This window comes from Enterococcus sp. DIV1368f, from assembly GCF_051712245.1.
Taxonomy (GTDB): domain Bacteria; phylum Bacillota; class Bacilli; order Lactobacillales; family Enterococcaceae; genus Enterococcus; species Enterococcus faecalis.
The window spans coordinates 1561103-1581108 of sequence record NZ_JBIOON010000001.1; the positions used below are offsets into that span (position 1 = coordinate 1561103).

The 20006-nt window shown below is 36.1% G+C and carries 21 protein-coding genes; 3 read left to right on the forward strand and 18 right to left on the reverse strand.

Annotated features, from left to right (window positions below; translation table 11 throughout):
• Positions 1-6: 6 nt before the first annotated feature.
• From IGL07_RS07815 to tyrS, 4 genes are read right to left on the reverse strand one after another with little or no spacing between them, the layout of a single operon-like run.
• Positions 7-474, reverse strand: a complete 468-nt coding sequence (locus IGL07_RS07815; protein WP_438747276.1) for a DUF1801 domain-containing protein — start codon at positions 472-474, stop codon at positions 7-9.
• The gene (locus IGL07_RS07820) at positions 474-1136 is read right to left on the reverse strand and encodes a YdeI/OmpD-associated family protein (protein ID WP_010817345.1); all 663 of its coding nucleotides are present in this window, start codon (positions 1134-1136) and stop codon (positions 474-476) included. The genes IGL07_RS07815 and IGL07_RS07820 overlap by 1 nt, the downstream gene beginning before the upstream one ends.
• Positions 1133-1312: a hypothetical protein gene (locus IGL07_RS07825; RefSeq protein WP_002365741.1), complete on the reverse strand. Its 180-nt coding sequence runs from the start codon at positions 1310-1312 to the stop codon at positions 1133-1135. The genes IGL07_RS07820 and IGL07_RS07825 overlap by 4 nt, the downstream gene beginning before the upstream one ends.
• 4 nt (positions 1313-1316) lie before the next feature.
• Complete coding sequence (gene tyrS / locus IGL07_RS07830; RefSeq protein WP_002377261.1) at positions 1317-2579, reverse strand: tyrosine--tRNA ligase; 1263 nt, start codon at positions 2577-2579, stop codon at positions 1317-1319.
• A gap of 184 nt (positions 2580-2763) precedes the next feature.
• On the opposite strand from tyrS, the gene IGL07_RS07835 reads away from it, so the two are divergent.
• Positions 2764-5160 (forward strand): transglycosylase domain-containing protein, encoded by a 2397-nt coding sequence (locus IGL07_RS07835; RefSeq protein ID WP_016616324.1) that lies wholly within the window; start codon positions 2764-2766, stop codon positions 5158-5160.
• Positions 5161-5345: 185 nt separating this feature from the next.
• On the opposite strand, the gene IGL07_RS07840 is transcribed toward IGL07_RS07835, so the two are convergent.
• The 3 genes from IGL07_RS07840 to ccpA form a co-directional block, all read right to left on the reverse strand.
• Entirely contained in the window at positions 5346-6446 is a 1101-nt protein-coding gene (locus IGL07_RS07840; protein ID WP_010817346.1) for an ABC transporter permease, read from the reverse strand.
• Complete coding sequence (locus IGL07_RS07845) at positions 6439-7131, reverse strand: ABC transporter ATP-binding protein (protein WP_002420131.1); 693 nt, start codon at positions 7129-7131, stop codon at positions 6439-6441. The genes IGL07_RS07840 and IGL07_RS07845 overlap by 8 nt, the downstream gene beginning before the upstream one ends.
• A gap of 209 nt (positions 7132-7340) precedes the next feature.
• Positions 7341-8342, reverse strand: coding sequence for a catabolite control protein A (ccpA, locus tag IGL07_RS07850; RefSeq protein WP_002357319.1), 1002 nt, complete (start codon positions 8340-8342; stop codon positions 7341-7343).
• Between the two features lie 214 nt (positions 8343-8556).
• On the opposite strand from ccpA, the gene IGL07_RS07855 reads away from it, so the two are divergent.
• Positions 8557-9660 (forward strand): aminopeptidase P family protein, encoded by a 1104-nt coding sequence (locus IGL07_RS07855; protein WP_002377253.1) that lies wholly within the window; start codon positions 8557-8559, stop codon positions 9658-9660.
• A 120-nt stretch (positions 9661-9780) separates the two neighbouring features.
• Here IGL07_RS07855 and IGL07_RS07860 read toward each other — a convergent pair whose 3' ends face one another.
• The 6 genes from IGL07_RS07860 to hprK form a co-directional block, all read right to left on the reverse strand.
• Complete coding sequence (locus IGL07_RS07860) at positions 9781-10368, reverse strand: YtxH domain-containing protein (protein ID WP_002381831.1); 588 nt, start codon at positions 10366-10368, stop codon at positions 9781-9783.
• A 15-nt stretch (positions 10369-10383) separates the two neighbouring features.
• A complete protein-coding gene (locus tag IGL07_RS07865; protein ID WP_002357316.1) occupies positions 10384-10815 on the reverse strand; it encodes a DUF948 domain-containing protein in 432 nt (143 codons plus the stop codon).
• Positions 10816-10992: 177 nt separating this feature from the next.
• The gene (gene galU, locus IGL07_RS07870; RefSeq protein ID WP_002357314.1) at positions 10993-11889 is read right to left on the reverse strand and encodes a UTP--glucose-1-phosphate uridylyltransferase GalU; all 897 of its coding nucleotides are present in this window, start codon (positions 11887-11889) and stop codon (positions 10993-10995) included.
• An 11-nt stretch (positions 11890-11900) separates the two neighbouring features.
• On the reverse strand, positions 11901-12923 hold the full coding sequence (locus IGL07_RS07875) for an NAD(P)H-dependent glycerol-3-phosphate dehydrogenase (protein WP_002357312.1): 1023 nt from the start codon (positions 12921-12923) through the stop codon (positions 11901-11903).
• A gap of 68 nt (positions 12924-12991) precedes the next feature.
• The gene (lgt, locus tag IGL07_RS07880) at positions 12992-13825 is read right to left on the reverse strand and encodes a prolipoprotein diacylglyceryl transferase (RefSeq protein WP_025189537.1); all 834 of its coding nucleotides are present in this window, start codon (positions 13823-13825) and stop codon (positions 12992-12994) included.
• A gap of 17 nt (positions 13826-13842) precedes the next feature.
• Positions 13843-14778, reverse strand: coding sequence for an HPr(Ser) kinase/phosphatase (hprK, locus tag IGL07_RS07885; RefSeq protein WP_002357309.1), 936 nt, complete (start codon positions 14776-14778; stop codon positions 13843-13845).
• Positions 14779-14987: 209 nt separating this feature from the next.
• Between hprK and IGL07_RS07890 the strand changes: the two genes are divergently transcribed.
• Positions 14988-15950, forward strand: a complete 963-nt coding sequence (locus tag IGL07_RS07890; protein WP_002365747.1) for a GIY-YIG nuclease family protein — start codon at positions 14988-14990, stop codon at positions 15948-15950.
• A gap of 35 nt (positions 15951-15985) precedes the next feature.
• Here the strand turns inward: IGL07_RS07890 and IGL07_RS07895 are convergent, their stop codons facing one another.
• From IGL07_RS07895 to pstB, 5 genes are all read right to left on the reverse strand, one after another.
• On the reverse strand, positions 15986-16342 hold the full coding sequence (locus IGL07_RS07895; RefSeq protein ID WP_002357307.1) for a phage holin family protein: 357 nt from the start codon (positions 16340-16342) through the stop codon (positions 15986-15988).
• On the reverse strand, positions 16342-16665 hold the full coding sequence (locus IGL07_RS07900; RefSeq protein ID WP_002357306.1) for a PspC domain-containing protein: 324 nt from the start codon (positions 16663-16665) through the stop codon (positions 16342-16344). Before IGL07_RS07900 ends, IGL07_RS07895 begins: the two co-directional genes overlap by 1 nt.
• A gap of 74 nt (positions 16666-16739) precedes the next feature.
• Positions 16740-18341, reverse strand: a complete 1602-nt coding sequence (gene liaX / locus IGL07_RS07905) for a daptomycin-sensing surface protein LiaX (protein ID WP_002360155.1) — start codon at positions 18339-18341, stop codon at positions 16740-16742.
• Positions 18342-18549: 208 nt separating this feature from the next.
• On the reverse strand, positions 18550-19227 hold the full coding sequence (gene phoU, locus IGL07_RS07910) for a phosphate signaling complex protein PhoU (RefSeq protein WP_002357304.1): 678 nt from the start codon (positions 19225-19227) through the stop codon (positions 18550-18552).
• A gap of 14 nt (positions 19228-19241) precedes the next feature.
• On the reverse strand, positions 19242-20000 hold the full coding sequence (pstB, locus tag IGL07_RS07915) for a phosphate ABC transporter ATP-binding protein PstB (RefSeq protein WP_002357303.1): 759 nt from the start codon (positions 19998-20000) through the stop codon (positions 19242-19244).
• Positions 20001-20006 lie beyond the last annotated feature (6 nt).

Here is a 20006-nt window from a genome sequence, read left to right on the forward strand (position 1 = left end):
TTCCTCCTAATAATTCTTCTTTTTCTTTTGGTAGTGTTGATACTGTTGCAGCCATTCTTCAAGCGTGATTTTTGTTACTAATTCGCCAATTAGTTCATAGGGTATTCGCTTAGGATTAGTGAAGCGAAGACAACTTTTCCCCATGTTTAGCTTTGTTGACACTTGTTCCTGATAGGCTTCTTGAAACCAACTTCGGACGGCTTCATTTCCCATTAATCCCATGTGATATAAAGCTACTTGCCTTTTAGTAGCGCCTAAGCTGATAAATGGTAACGGCTCATCACCACGGTTGAGATAGCCTTCTGGAAATACTAAAAGCGGCACAACAAAGGTTGGCATGCCATATTGCATCGTTAATTCAAATCCTGCTGGCAAATTTTGCGAAACGACATCTAATACTTGCTGATAAGCAATTCGCCATTTTGGTTCAACTGTTTCGATGTATGCTGTAACTGTTTCAATTGACTGCCCCATTATTTCTTCCTTTGCTGATAAAGAGCTTTGGTTTTATAGCCTTCTTTTAAAATGACTAACATTTCCGTTTGCCGCTTTTTCCGTGTCTCCGCTCGCTTTGCACTAAATACATACCGCGCCCACTCTTTTTGATAACCAGGCGTTAATGCAGCGAATGTCGCTGCAGCAGCTGGTTCTGTTTGTACCAACGCTTCAATTTCTGGTAAATATTGAACATAATCCCCAACAGCAGAACTGGTCTGATTCTTCGCTGGCTTTTTAAGAACATTCTTCATGCCGACAACCGTAAAAGTCTCATCTAAACTAACCATACGATTAAATTTTAAAGTTGAGCCTTTAATATACCCATCTGCCTCGTTTACTTGTAATGTTGGAAAAATTTCATCTCGGTGGACAAAAGTTGGATACATTTTATTGCCTTTTTTCGGATAAGCCACATATAACAACCCATTTTCTACTAAATGTTGACCTTCAATCACCATTGAAACAATCTCTTGAAATTCCGCCATCGTTTTCACAAATGCAAAAATCAGCTCAACTGGTTCTGAGGGTAATTGCTGCGCGGCTGAAGCAAATTCAGATAGATACTCTGCCCGTGGTCTATTTAAAATAACTGGTTGCTGATACTTCGTTAAGTTTAACTTTTCGACAATTGATTTCATAACCTACTCCTTATAGCGACTGCACTTTTTATTCTAGCATAGCACAAGTTATCTGTAATTGAATATGCCCAATAGTAAAAAAGAGTTTTTTGTAACAGAATTAATCCCAATTTATCTTTTTTAAAAGCGAAAGCTTGGAACCTGTTGTCTAAACGACCTTCGTCCCAAGCTTTCATTTTTTTAGTATTTTAACAAGAAATATTTTTTCTTCCCGCGACGAATCACAGTAAATTGCCCTTCAATTTTATCAGTTTCTGTCAATTCAGCTGCTAAATCTTGTTTACGTTCTCCATTGACGTAAATCGCTCCATTTTGAACATCTTCACGGGCTTGACGTTTGGATGGTTCTATTTTTGAGGTAACTAATAAGTCAACTAAACTTAATTGATCCTCTGGTTGCACCTCGTACGTTGGTACATCTTTAAAGCCTTGTTTAATTTCTTCTGCTGTTAAGCTTTGGATATCTCCGCTGAACAACGCTTCTGAAATTTTAACCGCTTGATGATAGGCTGCTTCACCGTGGACTAAAGTAGTCACTTCTTTGGCTAACGCTTTTTGCGCAGCACGTTGACCTGGGTTCGCTGTAAATTCTTCTTCAATTGTTGCAATTTCATCCAATGTTAAGAAAGTAAAGTATTTCAAGAATTTCACGACATCACGATCATCTGTGTTAATCCAGAATTGATAAAATTCATATGGCGAAGTTTTTTCCGCATCTAGCCAAACTGCATTTCCTTCTGTTTTACCAAATTTGGTACCATCTGCTTTTGTAATTAAAGGCATGGTTAAGCCAAATCCTTGAACTTCTTGTTCTCGGCGTAATAATTCAATCCCTGAAGTAATGTTTCCCCATTGATCACTGCCGCCTAATTGCAATAAACAGCCTTCTGTTTCGTACAATTTCAAGAAATCATACGCTTGTAATAATTGATACGCAAATTCAGTATAAGAAATTCCTGTTTCGATTCGGCGTTTCACGCTTTCTTTACTCATCATATAGTTAATTGTAAAGTTTTTTCCAACATCACGTAAGAAATCAATTAATGAAAGCTCTCCAAGCCAATCATAGTTATTTGCTAGAATCGCTGGATTTTTTTCATCTTCAAAATCGATAAAACGTGACAACTGGCCCTTAATACTTTCAGACCAAGCTTTCACTGTATCAAGTGTGTTTAAACTACGTTCTGCATCTTTGAATGATGGATCACCAATCATGCCTGTTCCGCCACCAACTAAAGCAATGGGCACATGACCATTTTGTTGGAAACGACGTAACATAAGAATTGGCAGTAGATGCCCGATGTGTAAACTGTCTGCCGTTGGATCAAAGCCGATATATAATTTAACAGATTCTTCATTTAATTGTTTTTGTAAGGCTTCTTCATCTGTGACTTGGTAGACCAACCCACGGGCTTTTAATTCTTCAAAAAAAGCTGAATTCATGATTTTCCTCCTATAGTAAAACATAATAATAGATCAAATTCCCCTATTCATAGTAACCGATTCTGTCACACTTGAAAAGTCAAAAAATGAGATTTCCCTATTTTCTCTTAAGTTTTTTCAACAAAAAATGGCAATTGGTGTAGAAACTATTCATAGAAGCTTTTTTTTGCTATAATAACACAGAATGTATCATTTTATTGAGGTGAAGCTTTTGAAAAATAATTCAAGTAACAATAAGCAAAAACCAACGACCTCTTCTGGCGGCAATGTCTTTTTACTTATTTTAAATGTCATTATTCGCGTTTTTCAGTCATTAGTGGTTTTTGGGGTTATTCTGATTGTCTTAGGTGGCTCTCTTGGCTTAGGTATCGGAATGGGCTATTTTGCTTTTCTAGTTGAAGATACACAGCCCCCAACGAAGGAAGAATTGCAAAAAGAAATCAGTGATATTACCGAAGTGTCAAAAATGACTTACGCAGATGGTACTCCGATTGCTAACATCAAATCAGATTTAATTCGGACACGAATTAATGGCGATCAAATGTCTCCATTGCTAAAAAAAGCCATTATTTCAACAGAAGATGAATATTTTGAAGAACATCATGGGGTAGTACCAAAAGCCCTAGTTCGAGCGTTGATTTCTGATGCGACAGGTATCGGCGGTTCTTCTGGTGGTTCAACATTGACTCAGCAATTGGTCAAGCAACAGATTTTAACTGACGAAACGACTTTTAAACGGAAAGCCAACGAAATTTTATTAGCTTTACGTATTGAAAAATACTTTTCTAAGGACGAAATCGTGACAACTTATCTAAATGTCTCCCCTTTTGGTCGTAATAACAAAGGTGAAAATATTGCAGGCGTGGAAGAAGCAGCCAAAGGACTCTTTGGTAAAAGTGCCAAGGACTTGAATCTTCCTCAAGCAGCCTTTATCGCAGGACTTCCCCAAAGTCCTATTGTTTACACGCCCTATACTAACACTGGTGCTTTAAAAGACGATTTATCTTTAGGAATGAAGAGAAAAGATTTTGTTCTTTTCAGTATGTACCGAGAAAAAGCTATTTCGCAAAAGGAATATGAAGAAGCCAAAGCTTACGACTTGAAAAAAGACTTTTTACCAACTGAGCAGGCCAATGTCAATACAGAAGGCTATCTATACTACACAGTGTTAGATAAAGCAGTTGAGATTGTCATGGATTTAGATATGAAAAAAGCTAAAGTTAATCGTGATGATTTAGATCAAGTTGGTTTAGATCAATATGAAGAACAAGCACGTCGCGAAATCCAGTCGCAAGGCTATACAATCCAATCGACCATTGATCAGAATATTTACAACACGATGCAAACCGCTGTCGCAAATTATGGTTATTTGCTTGATGATGGCACTGCAGATGTCAATGGGAATACAATGATTGAAACTGGCAATATTTTAATGGATAACGCTACTGGTCGTATCCTTGGTTTTATTGGCGGCAGAAACTTCGATATTAATCAAAACAACCATGCCTTTAATGCCGATCGTCAAGTTGGTTCTACGATTAAACCAATTTCTGTCTATGGTCCTGCGATTGATCAAGGAATCATTGGTTCTGAAAGTCGTCTGGCCAACTACCCAACGACTTATGCTGATGGTCGTGAATTTGTTAATTCCACAAATGTGGATTTAAATCAATTCGTGACTGTTCGGAATGCCTTGAATTGGTCTTTCAATATCCCTGTCGTTCATGTTAATAATGAGCTAAGAAAAAAAATGGGTGATGATAATTTCTCTTACAATCACTACTTAAGTAAAATGAACTATCCAGCTTCAGATGCTTGGGCTTACGAATCTGCGCCATTGGGTTCAGTAGAAACAAATGTTGTAACACAAACAAACGGCTTCCAAGCGCTTGCTAACAAAGGTAAATATCAAAAAGCCTACATGATTGAAAAAATCACAGACAATAGCGGACATGTGGTCTACGAACACAAAGATGAAGGAACGCAAGTTTATTCACCGGCGACCGCTTCTATTATGAATGACTTGTTGCGCTCAGTGGTGGATTCTGCGAATACGACAAAATTCAAACCAACGTTAGCTGGCTTGAATCCTCATCTAGCTAGTGCTGATTGGGTCGGAAAAACTGGGACAACTGATGAGTTTAAAGATTCATGGCTGATTGTCTCTACCCCAACTGTGACACTAAGTTCTTGGGCAGGACATGATCTACCAGCACCAATGACGATGACCAGCGGCGACAATAATGGGAATTATATGGCGAACTTAGCCAACGCGCTGTACTATGCGAATCCAGAATTGTTTGGCATTGGTCAAAAATTTGAATTAGATCCAAGCGTTATTAAATCAAAAGTTTCTGAATTTACTGGTGAAAAGCCTGGCTCAATTACCTATAATGGTGCCAAGTTCAATACACCTGGCAAAACAACGACTTCATACTATGCCAAAGATGGTGCACCACAAAGTACCTATAAATTTGGGATCGGTGGAACAGACAGCAATTACGCTTCTTATTGGGGAAATCTTGCTCCACGTGCCACTACAAATAATAACAACAACAATAACAATAAAAAGAACAACTAAAGAATTTGGTAAGTTAAGCTTGCAACCAAAATTATGTAAAAAAGTAGAGACGTAATTCATCAATTGATGGATTACGTCTCTACTTTTATTGTTTCTCTTATTCTTTACCATCGATACAAGATCGAGCTATTCAAAAATAGCTCCTACATTTAATGAAATAATATGCAGCAATCAACCTATTTTAACTAAAATAATCCCTTTCTGTTTCTCAAAACAATAGCAGATACTATTAAACTTATTAATACATAGACAACTATCATCTTTAAAGAAAAATCAAATGTGAGACCTATCTCATCCATCGGCTCATACCCATTTCCTCCATTAATAATTTTGGGAAAATTCATATAAGCTGTAAAGAAAAATTTATTGGAAATCAGGCTAACTCCTGAAGATAATATCACACCAACAATTAGCAAGCTATGAACAATCAAATTTCCAGTAAATAGTGAAAGCAAGAAACTGAATACTGTCAATGCTAATAACAGCATACCAAACATAATTAGGCTTCTCGACAAATAGTTAGAAAGCGAAATGATTGTAACACTTTGTCCCTTTTCAATAATCGCGACTGGATAATCAGGGTTTCCCAGACCATTTTTGAAAAATGCACTGATTACAGAAAGAAAGATTGACAGATAAGAAACCAATCCGACTGTAAACAAAATACTACTTATTTTAATAGAATATTTTTTCCATAGTTTTAAGGGAAGGCCATTCCATAAAGAAACAGTATTTTTTCTTTTTTCTAAAGTTGCGAGCGCTATAATCATTAAACTAGGGATAATTAATAATAATGTATATGGAAAATCCATCGATAAAAGAAAACCTAGGTAATTCAAAGCAGGCATTTTAGCAACTTCAGAAGAATCCACTTGTTTGATCCTGTTTTCAGATAAATATTGCAATTCTTTGACTCTTTTTTGTTGCTCAATAATTGGTATACTGTACAACGTTCCTTTTAACATTGCGTTTAAATTACTTTCTTCCAATTTTTTCTCAGCTTCTAATAAAGCCCATTCATCACCCATTTTGATGGCATTAATCGCTTTCCTTAATTGCTCACTTTCATCTTCTATCTCACTTAAAGTTTCTTTTGCTGCAGGCTCATTTTTCATTTTTTCTTTCGCTTGTTCGTTATTTTTGATTCGGTTTTCATATTGCATTTCTTTAAAAGAAAGTTGTTGGGGTTGAGCTAGCAACGGATAAATTAACATTAAAATAAAGGCTACAAACACAAACCACAGACTCTTCTCTTTCAATATTTTTATCGTTTCTATCTTAAGCATTTCTCTCTTCTCCTCTTAAATATAAGTTATCATATTGTTCACGTAAAGAAAGGTTACGTTGATCGTTCTCAACCAGCTTTTTATTTTTCATAAATAAAATACGTGTACATGTGTGTTCAACATTATACAAATCATGAGAAGATAAAATAACTATTTTATCTTTGGAAACTATTTCTTTTAAGCACATTATGAATAAACTAACACTAGTAGGATCCAAGCCATTAAAAGGTTCGTCTAACAAAAGTATTGTTGCATCACTTGCTAGATACATTGCTAATAATACATGTTGTTTCATTCCAAGAGATAATTTTTTTATTGTTCTATTTTGATATTCTTTCATCTTTAATTGTTCAAAAATATGCTCTATATCGCTATTACTTTTCCAAGCGGCTTTAATATATTCAAGATGTTCTTTCGGCGTCAAATAATCATATAAATTTTTACTACTTTCAAGAAAAAATAGTTCTTTTAAATACGTTGCACCTCTACTATTGTAATCAATCTTATTTAAACTAATATTTCCATTTTTTCTAGGGATTAAACCAGATATAGCTTTAAAGAACGTGGTTTTTCCAGTTCCATTAGGAGCAACTAAGCCAATTATTTCACCAAATTCAGCTTGCATAGATAAATTTTCTATAATTGTTCTATTACCATACTCGACAGTTAATTCTTTTACCTTCACAAAAACACCTCTTTTTTTAATCTAAAGATACCATGCGCAATGTTTTACCGACCTGTTTTCTAATCAATTTAATCTTATTTTAACTTTTAACATTACTGTGTATTAATAGCAGAATGCAAAGAAGTAATTCATTATCAAATAAAGCACAAGAAGAAATCATGAAAATGATTTCTTCTTGTGCTTTTTTGCATTTCTAGTAGAATTTTCTCTTATTTTGTTGAACCTTTTTGATCAATTCCATAAGGTAAAACAACTGTTTTTTCTTCAATTTCTTCTTTGTTCATTAGTTTTGTTAATAAGCGCATTGACACGGCACCGATATCATATAAAGGTTGTGTAATACTTGATAGACGTGGACGAGAGACTTCTGTAAGCAATGAGTTATTGCTTGTAATGATTTCAAATTCTTCTGGAACTTTCACACCAGCATCTAGCATCCCATCTAATAAGCCAATTGCTAGCTCATCATCTGTAACAAAGGCAGCAGTTGCCCCACTATTACGGACACGCTCAGCCAAATTAATGCCTGCTTTAAATTTATATTCAGATTCAAAAACTAAGCCTTCATTATAAGATAAGCCATTTTCCGCTAAAGCTTCTTTGTAGCCTTTCATTCGGTTTTGACCATTAATTGGATCGATTAATGCACCACTAACAAAAGCAATTTTTTTGTTCCCATTTTTCGCTAAAGTCGCTGTTGCATCTTTCGTTGCTTCTGTGTAATCAATATTAACGCTACCGACTTGTTCGTCTGGATCAATTGAACCTGCTAAGACAACAGGTGTTTTTGAACGTGAAAATTCACCACGAATATCATCTGTAATGCGATGACCCATAAAGATAATCCCATCTACTTGCTTGGCAAGTAAATTGTTTAATACAGTAACTTCTTTTTGATCATCTCCATCTGAATTAGCTAAAATGATATTGTATTTATACATTGTAGCCACGTCGTCAATGCCACGTGCTAATGAAGCAAAAAATGCATTACTAACATCTGGAATAATAACACCCACTGTTGTCGTTTTTTTACTTGCTAAACCACGTGCGACTGCGTTAGGACGGTAATCTAAGCGATCAATCACTTCTAAGACTTTTTTACGCGTTGCTGGTTTTACATTGGGATTACCATTGACAACACGAGAAACAGTAGCCATAGATACATTTGCCTCTCTAGCAACATCATAAATTGTAATTGTTTGTTTTTCCATGTTTCTTCTCCTATAAATATGAATTTGTTCTCATTTTCTGAAAACACTGTTTACATTTCTTTCCTAGCCTAGAATATCAAAATTCTTCTATTTTTGCAACCGTTTTATCGTTTTTTCATGAAAATTTACTTTCCATTTCAAAAGGAACTTTTTGTCATTTCATGTTATGATAGTACTGTGATTCACTTCAGAATAAAAGAAAGAAGGATGTTTTATGAATCAAGAAAAAATTGCCGATTTAAAAAATTGGATGCACCAAGAAAAGATTGACTTCACTTATATTAGTGATCCTGGTCATATCGCTTACTTTTCCGGTTACGAAAGCGAACCTCATGAACGCGTGTTAGCTTTGTTTATCGCTGCGGACGACCAATCATTTTTATTTACACCTGCATTGGAAGTCGAAGATGCCGAAAATAGTAGTTGGACTTATCCCGTTTATGGTTATTTAGATAGCGAAAATCCTTGGAAAAAAATTGCGGCTTTATTAAATAAACGAACACAAGGCACACCACGCTTTGCTTTAGAAAAACAAGCTCTTTCTTTAGCTCGTTTTGATCAATTGAAAACCTATTTCCCAGCTAGCGATTTTTCGCATGATGTTACGCCTTTAATTGAAAAACTTCAATTAATTAAAACAGAACCTGAAATTCAACGTTTACTAGAAGCTGGTAGTTGGGCGGATGTCGCTTTTGAGATTGGCTTCAAAGCAATTCAAGCAGGCGTTGCGGAACAAGAAATTGTTGCAGAAATCGAGTATCAATTAAAACGTCAAGGTATTCGCTCGATGAGTTTTGATACGTTAGTCTTAACAGGAAAAAACGGAGCTAGTCCTCACGGGGTACCTGGCGAAACAAAAATTGAGCCCCATGACTTAGTGTTATTTGATTTAGGTGTCGTTCATAATGGCTATTGTAGTGATGCCACACGAACAGTCAGCTACTTGGAACCTTCTGATTTCCAAAAAGAAATTTATGGAATTGTCTTAGAAGCACAATTAGCAGCAACTGAAGCGGTGAAACCTGGTGTTACAGCAGGCGAATTAGATGATATTGCTCGAGGTGTAATCACAAAAGCTGGTTATGGTGAATACTTTAACCATCGCTTAGGCCATGGCATTGGAACCACTGTCCATGAATACCCATCGCTGGTTCATGGCAATGATTTAGTCATTGAAGAAGGTATGTGTTTCTCTATTGAGCCCGGTATTTACATTCCTGGAAAAGTAGGCGTTCGTATTGAAGATTGTTTACACGTAACGAAAACAGGCTCCGAACCATTCACTAAGACAACCAAAGAATTGCAAATTATTGAATAGCATAAAAATAAAATGAGGCCATCAGTCAACCGGACTGATGGCCTCATTTCTAAATATTAAGGTAAGCCGCTGAACAAAAGCAACACGATCCGTTGCTAACTTTCATAAGCTAAACGCTTGTTACCCTTTAAATTCTTTTTTTACGTCTTTCGCTGCATCTTTAACATCTTCTTTTGCTTCTGCAGCTTTTTCAGGAACATCTTTGGTGGTTTCTTTTGCTTCATCGACACCAGCAGAAACAGTTTCTTTGGCTGCTGCCGCAGAATCTTTAACGTCAATATAGATATCTTCTGCTGCATCTTCAGCAATTTCACCTAGATCTTCCGCGTGATCTTGAGCATCGTCAGCTGCTTTTTTAAATTGATCAGATAAATCACCTGTTTGTTTTTTAAAGTTATCAAGCATGTCGCCAGAAACACCTTGTGCTTTATCCAATGAATCTTTTGTTTTTTCTTTGACAGAACCTGCCAAATCAGAGGCTTGATCTGATAAAACGCCGGCTTTTTGTTTTGCGATTTCTGTTAATTCTGTTCCTTTTTGAACAGCATAATCTGTGTAATCTTGCGCTTTGTTTTTTAAATCATCTGTTTGATTTGATAAATCATCACGTAATTCTTTACCTGATTTTGGTGCAAGTAATAATGCGGCAACGGCTGCTGCTGTTCCACCAATTACTGCTCCTAAGAAAAATCCGCCTTTTTTAGCCATAAAAATCTCCTCCAATTAGTTATTTGTTTTTTTATTTTTTGAACGCATTGCTCTAAAAGCAGAACCGCCTACTTTACTCACTAAACCAGCTTTCGCTGTGCCTTTCCCTACGGTTCCTACCTTCGTAATCAAATGTTTACTTGAGGTGTTCAATTCAGAGACACTTTCGCTTAAATCAGCAACGGCCGTAAACAACGGATCAATCGTTGCCACTTTTTGATTCACATCTGTTAATAGTTCATTACTTTTAACAAGCAAGCCTTCCACTTGGCGACTCAATACATTCACATCGCTAGTCACGACTTTGATTGTTGTATTTGTTTCATCAATTGTATCTTCAATTTTTGAAACAACTTGAGAAACTTTATATAACACAAGTACTAAAAAGATGACTAAAACAACAAATGCTACCGCTGCAATTAAGGCAGCAATTTCCCCACCTGACATATCATTACTCCCCTCTGAAATTTTATTTATAATCTTAGGATAACACCAACTTATATTTTTCACAACTCATAAAGCTAAGAATGACAATTTATTTTATAAAATTCTCATGCCCTTTTCTTTAAGAAAATAAGCGTAAAATTTCCTTCTAACGAATTGAAATTTTACGCTTATTTTTATTTATTTTTCTTTTGGTTGCTCTTTTTTCGCTAACTGAGCACCTAAATTAATAATGTATTCTCGTAAATTATCTTTTACTTCTGGATGAGTCAAACCATATTCAATGCTTGTTTTCATAAACCCAAATTTATCGCCAACGTCGTAACGTTCTCCTTTAAACTCACGAGCAAAAACGCGTTGTGTTTTATTTAAAGTGTCAATCGCATCTGTTAACTGAATTTCGTTACCAGCGCCTGGTTTTTGATTTTCAAGTACATCAAAAATTTCAGGGGTTAATAAATAACGGCCGATAATCGCTAAATCACTTGGTGCTTCCTCGGGTTTTGGTTTTTCAACAAAATTCTCGACATTGTATAGTCCTTTTTCGATTTCTTTTTCTGGGTTGATAATACCATATTTTGAAGTATCTTCATGGGGTACTTTCATTACCGCAATTGTCGAAGCATGTGTTTGTTCGTAATCATCCATTAATTGTTTCGTTAATGGCACTTTATCTTCCATTAAATCGTCGCCTAACATCACGACAAAAGGTTCATTGCCAACAAATGCTTTCGCTTGTAAAACAGCGTGTCCTAAGCCTTTCGGATGGGATTGACGAATAAAATGTAAATTAACATCCGTTGTTTCTTCGACTAATTTCAATAAATCGGTTTTATTTTTTTCTTTTAAGTTATTTTCTAGTTCAACATTTGAATCGAAATGATCTTCAATCGGACGTTTGGCTTTGCCTGTCACAATTAAAATATCTTCGATTCCTGAAGCTAGTGCTTCTTCTACGATAAATTGAATCGTTGGTTTATCAACAATCGGTAACATTTCTTTTGCCATCGCTTTGGTAGCCGGCAAGAAACGTGTTCCTAACCCAGCTGCTGGAATAACTGCCTTTTTAACTTTCATCTTTTTTCCTCCTAAAAATCAAGTGTAAATTCGTTTTCGGTTTTGCCATCGCGCAACATGATTTCTTTTGCTGCTTGTTGTACATCTTCGTCATTGTACAAGACATTGTAGATTGTTTCTGTGATTGGCATTTCGACTTCTAGTTGTTGTGCCAATTCATAGGCTGCTTTAGTTGTTGAAACACCTTCCACAATCATGCCCATGTTTTCTAAGACTTCATCTAACTTATGACCTTTTCCTAATAAATTACCCGCACGCCAATTTCGAGAATGGACACTTGTACAAGTAACAATTAAATCCCCAACACCACTTAAACCAATAAATGTTAATGGGTTTGCTCCCATCGCAACCCCTAAACGACTAATTTCTGCTAAACCACGAGTCATAATTGCCGCTTTGGCATTATCACCAAAGCCTAAGCCATGAATCGCTCCGGCGCCCAAAGCAATAATATTTTTTAAGGCCGCCCCTGTTTCTACACCAATCACATCATCATTCGTATAAATTCTAAAGTAATCATTCATAAACAACTCTTGCACATACACAGCGTCTGCTAAATTTTCGCTTGCTGCTGTAATGGTTGTGATGTCATGAACAGCGACTTCTTCTGCATGGCTTGGACCAGATAAAACCACAATCCCTTGCCGTTTTTCTGCTGGAATCTCTTCCGCTATCACTTCTGAAATCCGCTTATGTGTACCTTGTTCGAGCCCTTTACTTGCATGAATAATAATTGGTTTTGTTTTTAAATGTTGAGCCACTTCTTGTGCTACTGAACGAATGGCCTTAGTTGGTACCACAAACAGTACCGCATCAACATCTACTAAAGCAGTGGCTAAATCAGTGGTTGCCTGAATTGAAGTAGGTAAGATTAATTCTGGTAAATAATGTTTGTTGGTATGTTTTGTATTTATTTCATCGATTTGCTCTGGTTTATTTCCCCAAATACAGACCTCGTGTCCATTTTCGGCTAATACTTGAGCTAAAGCTGTCCCCCAGGAACCTGGACCTAAAACAGCGACTTTTTGTTTCATCGGTGAAACTCTCCTTTCGCTAAACAACGTTACTTCTCTATTCTACCATATTCTTCGATCAAGTTGGATTAAGAAGTTGTTATTTTTTTCTTTTGTTTCTCCCGATTGTAAAATTTCAAATTAGGATTTTTTCTACGAACGATCACAATAACAATTGCTGCCACGAACATCACTAAAGACAACAATTGTGAGACACGAATGTTACTAAACGCATACAAACTGTCCATCCGTAACCCTTCGATGAAGAAGCGGCCGAAAGAATACCATATTATATAACCTAAAAAGACTTCGCCTTCTTTTAAAAAGTGTGGCTTTTTGCGTAATAACACTAAAACGATAAAGCCTAAAACATTCCAGACAGATTCATATAAAAATGTTGGTTGATGATACGTTCCGTTGATATTCATGTTATCAATAATAAACGTTGGTAAATGGAGATTTTCTAAAAATTGTCTGGTGGTCGCTGGCCCATAGGCTTCATGATTCATAAAGTTGCCCCAGCGACCAATTGCTTGCGCTAAAATCACACTTGGTGCAGCAATATCTAAAAAAGTCCATGTAGAAATGAAACGATGACGCGTAAAGAAAAACAGCGCCAGTCCCCCACCAATAAGACCACCATAAATCGCTAAGCCACCATTTCGAGTAAAGAAAATTTCAATCGGATTGTCTACATAATCTTGCCATTGAAAAGCGACGTAATACAAACGCGCGCCAACAATTGCTGCAGGTAATCCCCAGAGCATAAAGTCAAAGACATCATCTTCTTTTAAACCAACACGAACGGCTTCACGACTACTTAGCCAAACAGCTAAAGCAATCCCTGAAACAATAATAATTGCATACCAATAGACGGGAATACCGAAAAGGCGAAATGCAATTGAATTTACTTGAGCTAACATCATCACATCTTCTCCTTCTATTCTCCTGAATTTTCTTCAATTAAACGGGTTAAGCGCTCTTCAAACGTTTTTGTTGCATCATAGCCCATTGTTTTCGCGCGGAAGTTCATTGCTGCTACTTCAATGATAATGGCCACATTTCGGCCGGTCTTAACAGGAATACGAATCTGAGGGACATCAACGTTAGCTATTTCAACCATTGCATCATCACTACCAAGACGATCATATTTCTTGTCTTTTTCCCATGCCTCTAAATAAACGACCAATTGAACTTGCATAAAGCCACGGACCGCACTAGCTCCAAACAGGTTCATGACGTCAATAATTCCGATACCACGAATTTCAATTAAATGCTGCAAAATTTTTGGTGGCTCTCCAACCACGGTTAATTCATCTTGCTGATAAACATCGACACGATCGTCTGCGATTAGCCGATGTCCACGTTTAATAAGCTCTAAAGCTGTTTCACTTTTACCAATACCGCTATCCCCTTGAATCAAAACACCAAGTCCATAAACATCAACTAAAACCCCATGGACACTTGTCCGAACAGCTAAACGGCCATCTAAATAACTGGATAGTTCCCCTAGTAAACGGGAAGTTGAAATCGGTGAACGTAATACAGAAACCCCATTTTCTTTTGCTGCTGTAATTAATTCTTCGGGGATTTCTAGTCCTCTGGATACTATAAAGGCTGGAGTATCTTTCGCACATAAACGGCGCATCACTAATAAACGCTCTTCAGGCATCATTCGTTCTGCAAAGGTAATTTCTTTGCTCCCAAATAATTGTAAACGGTCATGGGAATAATAATTAAAGTACCCAGTTAATTCTAAACCTGGCCGGGAAATTTCACCAGTTTTAATTGTTCTATTTAAGCTTTCTTCATCTCCGTATACTACTTCTAAAGAAAGATTTTCTACCAGTTGATAAATCTTTACCACTTCTGTCATATCGAATGTCAGTCCTTTCTGCTACTTGTTATATTTTATCATTTAAAAATACAAGTTTCTAGCTATTCACTAGATAATTCCTAGAATTATCATATTTCAAAAAAATGAAACTATTTTTCAATGAAATTATCTATGCTATTTCTGTTACTTGACTATTTCAGAAAACTTTGTATACTTGAAGCCGATCCTTTTAAGAAAAGAGGAAACTTATGAAAGAATATTTAAAGGAAAAAGCCCATCAATTACCGTTAACACCGGGTGTTTATTTAATGAAAGACGCAACCGACACAATTATTTATGTGGGTAAAGCCAAAAAATTAAAAAATCGCGTGTCGAGCTATTTTATTAATAGTAATCAACATTCTCGAAAGACGATGCGCTTAGTCAAACAAATTATAGACTTCGATGTTCTCCATACTGACACAGAATTGGATGCGCTCCTCCTAGAATGTCAACTGATTCAACAGTACCGGCCGCGCTATAATCGCCAAATGAATGCTTATGAACAATATTCTTATGTATCGGTAGCCGTTAATGAGCGGCAATTAGAGATTAAACTCTTAAATATTCCCACTAAAGAGAACTGTTTTGGTCCTTATTCGATTCGTCGAAAATTAAACCGTTTAAAAATAATTTTGGATAGTATCTACGATCTCGTCCCAACCAACTATTGGCATCAAACCTTTCAAAAAGAGAGTGCCATTCCGACCGAACTATTTCAACAAGAATTGTTCGACTTTTTCCATAATCAAGGACGAGAACCAATCAAACGAATTGCTCAACAAATGCAAGAGGCTGCTGAAAAACAAGCCTTCGAAAAAGCGGCAAAACTCAAAGAAGATTGGCTCTTTCTGACACGCTTTGCAAACCAAAATCAACGAATTAGTCAAGCTAACCAACGAGATTGGCAACTGATGTGGTTACCTTGTCAGAAAAAAATCAAATACTATTTAATTTACCAAGGCTTGGTGGTAGCAACACGTGTTGTAACTAAACAAACGTTTCAAAAATATTCACCGCTTGAACTAGCAAAAAAAATCATGCCCAAAAAACCACCGAAAACAATTGAGCATTACTCGAAGCAACAAGTTGATTTTTTAAACATTTTATATGGCTATATCAGCCGCCATCCAGAATGTCACCTAGAAAATTTAACCATCGAAAAAGCCTGAAGAACGCATTTTATGCTACGTTCTTCAGGCTTTTTTTATTCATATTTAGATAAATTGTGATCCGTAACGATCGTATTGACAATTGACATAATTACAGCCATTAGCACCGCTGCCCAAAAACTTGAGAAGCCAAAGTTCATTTCCCCCACAAAAAACGAGGTCATTTGTAAAATCGCTGCATTGACAACAAAACTAAATAGACCAAACGTTAATAAAGTAAATGGGAGCGACAAGATTGTTAAGACTGGTTTCACCAACATATTTAGGATTGAGAGAACAAAAGCGGCAATAATTGCAGGCATTATGCCTCTCACATGAATCATGCCAGGAAAAACAACTGATAAAGAAATGAACGTCAGTGTATTAACAACCAATCGCTGAAAATATGTCATTAAAAGTCACTCCATTCGTCATCATCAATTTTTTCTGCTTCTTTACGTTGCTTTTTATTGGCAGCATAAGGATTTTCATTGCGAACATTTCTATTATAAGGATTTTGATGGCCGTAGCCGCGATCGCTTCCTGTTCTTCCAGAAGGGATCAAGACTGCTAAAGCAATGTATAAGAGAATGCCTGGAAATCCTGCTGAGAAAAAGCTGAGCAAGACATAAACGACACGAATAATTGTTGGGTCAATTCCTAGCCAATCAGCAATCCCAGCTAAGCTTCCTGTTAAAACCACGTTATTCGGAGATTTTGTTAGTTTTCTTTTCATATGTTTTCACCTCGTCTACTAAATTTTACACTAGAAAGGCTGATTCGTCAGCCCATCTAGCTTAAAATTATTAATTATTTATCCGTATCTTTTAGGAAAATACTTCCCGTTGTTGTAGAAGCATTAATTTGAGCCATTGATTCTTCCAGTACACGTCTAAAATGTAATTGTTGATTGCCGCGATCTTTCTTTTCACGAACAACTTCAATATCTGTTAAACGGCTGTTAATACTACCTAAATTCGTTTTCACTTGCCCTTCAACACCTAAGTCATTTGGCAAGGCCAACTTGATATTCCCATTTGCAGAGCTTGCTTCAACACGGCGAAGCGTTTTTTCTTTAGCTGTAATGCGGATATCTCCATTAATCAGAGAAACACTTAGACTTTCTGGTGCCGCGGAAATAGACACATCGCCATTGACTGTTTCAATAATGTTATCTAAAATTGTTCCTTCTAGGACTTTAATTTCACCATTCACGCCTTCAATTTCTAACATAGTTGCATCAATTTTTTTAAACGTAATCGTCCCATTCGTTGATTTTGTGTAAACATCTTTCGCTGTTAACTCTTCTACTAAGACATTTCCGTTTAATAATTTAACAGATACATGATCGTAAGTGCGTTTTGGTAAATAGAACGTTAAATCTGCTTTCACTCGTTTGTTTGGCACTTGGAAAGAAATTGTTTCATCATCTACATCAATGTCACTTCGTTCTAAGAAAGCTTCCATTGGTGAATCTCCTGCCATTTTACCATATAATTTGATTTTTGCTTCGACTTTCACATCTTCTTGATCCCAAGTTTTGAAAACCACGGTCCCATTTGCTACCTTGACATCAATTAAACTTGCTTGTGGATTTGGATAATTAAACTCATGTTCAAACTTAGTTGTTGCCACACCAGGAACTTTCATTTTAATGTCTTTCCATTCCACATTATCATTCATGGTGTCACTGAAAGAATTAAATGTTTTTTTCAAGAATTCTCCCACTTGGCCGCCAACTTCGGCAACTTTGCCGCCGACTTGGTTAAAGGTGTCTGTGGCTTGATCTTTCCACTCTTCAGAGAATTGAGAAGAAACTTTTTCTTTTGTATCATTCCATTGACCTTTCCATTGTTCTTTACGAATGTTTTTTAGTTCTTCTTCCAGTGCTGTTTTTTCAGTACTTTGAGTCGCTAATTTTTCTTCTAATTGTGCAAGTAAAACGTGCAAGTCTTTTCGTTGAACTTGTTCATCTTCTGTTAATGCATCTAATTCTTCTTTTGTATCTAATGTTCCAATTTCTTCTGCGACTTCTTTAATTTCTTCTTTGATGCCGGCAATTTCTGCGTTGACTTCGTCCAATTCAGCCGAAGCACGATTGGCTTTTGTTGCTAACTCATCAAGAATTCTTTCTAAGTTTTCACGATCTTTTTCTGCACTGTCCTGTGTATTTTCTTCAAACGAATCAACAGTAGGTCCTTCTGATTCGCCTTTTTCTAATGCATCCATCAAATCTGCGACTTGATCTTCTTTATTTGTTGTTCCAATATTTTGTGTATCGACTTTTTCAGCAGCTTTTTCGATTTGTTTTTCATCTTTTTCAGTTGCCATATTTTCTAATAAAATTAACGCTTCTTCTGACGTTAGAATACCTTTTTTCACTAATTCTAATACGCGTTCTCTTTCTTTCATGGATATTGCCTCCTTAGCAAATTTTTCACTCAATAGTGTTTTCCTTACATGCATTATTATGCCTTGTTTTTGATCATTTGTCATAGGACTTAAGAACGATTTCTTCTCATTAGTAAGGACTAGTTTTATAAAATCAGTTCATTTTACGCTAAAAAAACTAGGAATTGGTCTAAAAAAGGCCGTCTCCTAGTTTTTTTATTTGTTTATCTTAAAATTGTTCGTCACGATTACTATTCAATTCGGTAATTTTACCAGTTGCCAAGTAAACAATCCACTCACAAATATTTGTGACATAGTCGCCAATTCTTTCCAAGTATTGTGCCACATGTAGATAGTCAGTTCCGCTAATGACTGTTTCTGGATTAGCTTTCATTGCTTCTACGGCATGTTTGTAAATACTATCGAAATATTCATTAGTACGATCATCCATTTGTGCAATCATTCGTGCATCTTTTTGATCCGTTTTAACATAGGCGATTAAAACATTATCCACCATTTTTTTCACATAATCAGACATATCTGAAATTTCTTTTTCGATTTCAGGAATACGTGTTTCTCCTTTTAAGCGAATCGTTGATTTAGCAATTGAAACGGCATGGTCCGCCATTCTTTCTAAATCCGAACTAGCTTTCATAACAGTGATAATCATACGTAAGTCTGTTGTCACTGGTTGTTGTAACGCAATCATTTCAAAACTCTTTTTCTCAAGTTTGACTTCCATATCATTGATTTCAATATCGCGATCAATCACTTCTTGAGCCAATTTTTTATCATGATTAATATATGCTTTCACGGATTTATGGACGGCACTACTAACCATCATACCCATTTCATAAAATTGATTGTGCAGATTTAATAGTTCTTCTTCAAATTGTGTCCGTAACATTCTTTTTCCCCCTTTTAACCAAATTTACCAGAAATGTAATCTTCTGTTTGTTTTTCTTTTGGATTTAAAAATACTTTTTTCGTGTCATTAAATTCAATTAAATCACCTTGTAAAAAGAAGGCCGTTTTATCAGAGATCCGTGATGCTTGTGACATATTATGTGTCACCATAATCATGGTATATTTCTCTTTTAATGTTAACAGCATGTTTTCAATTTTACCACTAGAAACTGGGTCCAAGGCGCTAGTTGGTTCATCTAATAAAATAATATCTGGTTCCACAGCTAAAACACGAGCGATACAAACCCGCTGTTGTTGTCCACCAGAAAGTGAAAGTGCACTTTTGTGAAGTTTATCTTTGACATCCTCCCAAACGGCAGCAGCTTTCAAACTGGTTTCAACTGCTTCATCTAAGACTTGCTTGTCTTTGACTCCTTTTAGGCGCAAGCCATAAATCACATTTTCATAAACTGAAAATGGAAATGGATTAGGTTGTTGGAAAACCATCCCAATTTCTTTACGTAATTCAACGTTATCTGTTTTCGGTCCATAAATATCTTTTCCTTTATAGACAACACTTCCAGTAATAGTTACGTCTGGGATTAAATCATTCATACGATTCAAGCAACGTAAATACGTTGACTTCCCGCAACCAGAAGGACCAATCATGGCAGTTAATTCTCCTTGATTAAAAGTTAAATCAATGCCTTTTAATGCTTCTTTTTTCCCGTAATATAAATGTAAATCTTTTGATGAAATAATTTCTTTGCCCATCTTGCT